Annotated in this window: 2 protein-coding genes; both read left to right on the top strand. The window is 37.7% G+C overall.

From position 1 onward, the window contains the following. Positions 1–65 precede the first annotated feature (65 nt). Complete coding sequence (locus tag AC1DTM_RS22960; RefSeq protein WP_477000967.1) at positions 66–1,808, top strand: DUF4430 domain-containing protein; 1,743 nt, start codon at positions 66–68, stop codon at positions 1,806–1,808. Positions 1,809–1,932: 124 nt separating this feature from the next. After that, on the top strand, positions 1,933–2,457 hold a 525-nt coding region (locus AC1DTM_RS22955), incomplete at its 3' end, for a DUF4430 domain-containing protein (RefSeq protein WP_477000966.1).

Raw genomic sequence — 2,457 nt, 5'->3', positions numbered from 1 at the left:
GTCAACCGCATACCCTTAAAGGGTCTTTTTTTGTGTGAATGTTAGTAAAGGGAGGGAATTTTGGGATGGCAATGTTAAAGAAATGGCTGCTTACATCATTAATGACAGTGGCACTTGTATTTGTTTCTTTTTCGAATACAGTACATATTACGTTTGCTGAAGGAAAGACAGCGAAACTTGCAATTATTGGTGAATCACAAAAAGGAATTATGTTATGTCCGAAAGAAGTTTCCATTGAAGATGGAGAAACAGCTTTTAGTTTGCTACAAAAAGTCATGGGTGACAAAGTAACATCTGAAAGTATGTCATTTGGAACTTATATAAAGGGCATCGATGGATTAATGGCCGGAGCAACGAGCGGTTGGTTGTATGATGTAAATGACAAATCTGCAGAAGTTGGGGCGGATAGTTATAAATTAGAGTCTGGGGATGTTGTTGCATTTCGTTACGTCGCAGACTGGAGCAATATGAGTCAAGAAACATTGCAACAAACGTTAGATAAATTTGGCACTTGTAAAACTGTAGAAGAGCCAAAACCAGAGGAACCGAAAACAGAAAAACCAGATGGTAAAACAGAGGAACCAAAACCAGAAGAACCAAAAACAGAAAAACCAGATGGTAAAACAGAAGAACCAAAACTAGAAGATAAAACAACAGAACAACCAAAGCAAGAGAAAATCGAAATCCCAGCCGCACAATTAAACGAAGCGATTTCTAAAACGTCAGAAAAGATGTTACAAGATGGAATTGGTAGTGATTGGATTGCGATTGGACTTGCTCGTTCAGGTGTAAATGTTCCACTTGAAACGAAAATAAACCATGTTAAGCCAGTAGCTGAAAAAGTTAAGAAGCGTTTAAATCGTTTTTCAGCAACAGATTTAGCTAGAACGATTATTATGATGAATGYAATGAATGTAGATCCTACAAAGGTAGAGGGACAAAATTTAGTACAAAATTTATTTGAATCAGATAAAGTGAATTCCGTTACAGGATACGCATTTACATTACTTGCATTAGATACAAAGAAATATGAGGTTCCGGCCGAAGCGAAATGGAATCGAGCTGCTTTAGTACAAGCACTTTTACAGGCGCAGCATACAGACGGTGGCTGGACGTATGATAGTTCAAGTAGTAAAGAAAGTGCTAGTAACGTTGATGTAACAAGTATGGTATTAGCAGCATTAGCTCCTTATCAAGAACAACAAGACGTTAAGCCAGTTATTCAAAAAGCTGTGGATTACTTATACAAGCAGCAGTTAGGTAATGGTGGTTTTGCTGCTGATGGACAAGAGAATTCTAATAGTACTGCACAAGCAATTATTGGACTATCGCTAGTTAAAGATGTAGATCACAATCGTCTTAATAAAGCAGTACAAAATTTAATGTCATATCAGCTTCCAAATGGTGAGTTCAAATGGTTACCAAGTGATCAAAAGGGTAGCGGAATGGCTACAGAGCAAGCATTTTTAGCTTTACTTCAGTTTAAAGAGCTTGGAAAATCGATTTATGATTGGTCAAATGTAGTAGAGAATGAAATCGATACGAAACCAATTGTAGAACCAGAACCAACTGTAGAAGAAAAAGAAGCTGTAGAACAACCGAAACAACAAGAAGAGTTACAAAAACAACCAAAAGATGAAAATCTAAAAGTTGTTGTAGATAACGAACGAGTTAATAAAGAAACAAATAAGAATAAGAATCAATTACCACAAACAGGAGCATCTTCTCATAGTGCAGCTCCACAAGTAGGTATGGGTGTATTATGTATCGCTTCTGCATATGTATTATGGAGACGTAAAGCAGCTTAACAAAAATTAGGAGCAATCATTTGCTCCTAATTTTATTATAAATGGTGAGGGCTAATAATGAGTGGAGATGAACAAAATCTCCACTCATTAAAGTTTCACTTTATTATGAAAGGTGAGGGGCAGCATGAGTAAGATGAAATGGTTCATTTCTTTAGTTCTTTCATTGGGATTATTAGTTGGATGTGAAGAAACGGCTGTAAAACCTGAGAAGAAGGCAGAACCGAAGCAAGAAGAGCAAAAAGAAGTAGCGAAACCGGAAGAGAAACAAGCTGAACCGGAACAGAAACCACRAGAAGAGCAGAAAGATAAACAAGAACAAAAAGTAGAAGAGAAACAAAAAGAAGAAAAGGTGCAGGAACAACCTGAAGTAAAGAAGGAAGAGAAACCAAAGGAACAGCCTGCTGCAAATAAACAACCGGAACAACAAAAAGTACAAGAAGAGAAACCTCAGCAACCGAAAGCACCAGAAGTAAAAGAAGAAGCAAAGGTTGTGAATCAACCGAAAGAAACACCGAAGCAGGAGCAAAAGGAAGATCCGAATAAAGAGGAGAAAACGATACCGACTCCGGCAGTACCAACTCCTGAACCACCAAAACCAGTACCAGTACCGAAACCGCAAGCGAAACAAGTCACTATCTCGGTAAAAGGA

The sequence above is a fragment of the Bacillus sp. P4_D3 genome, assembly GCF_056401855.1.
The sequence above is the reverse complement of the archived record's forward strand: the minus strand, read 5'-3'. Positions and strand labels throughout refer to the sequence as shown.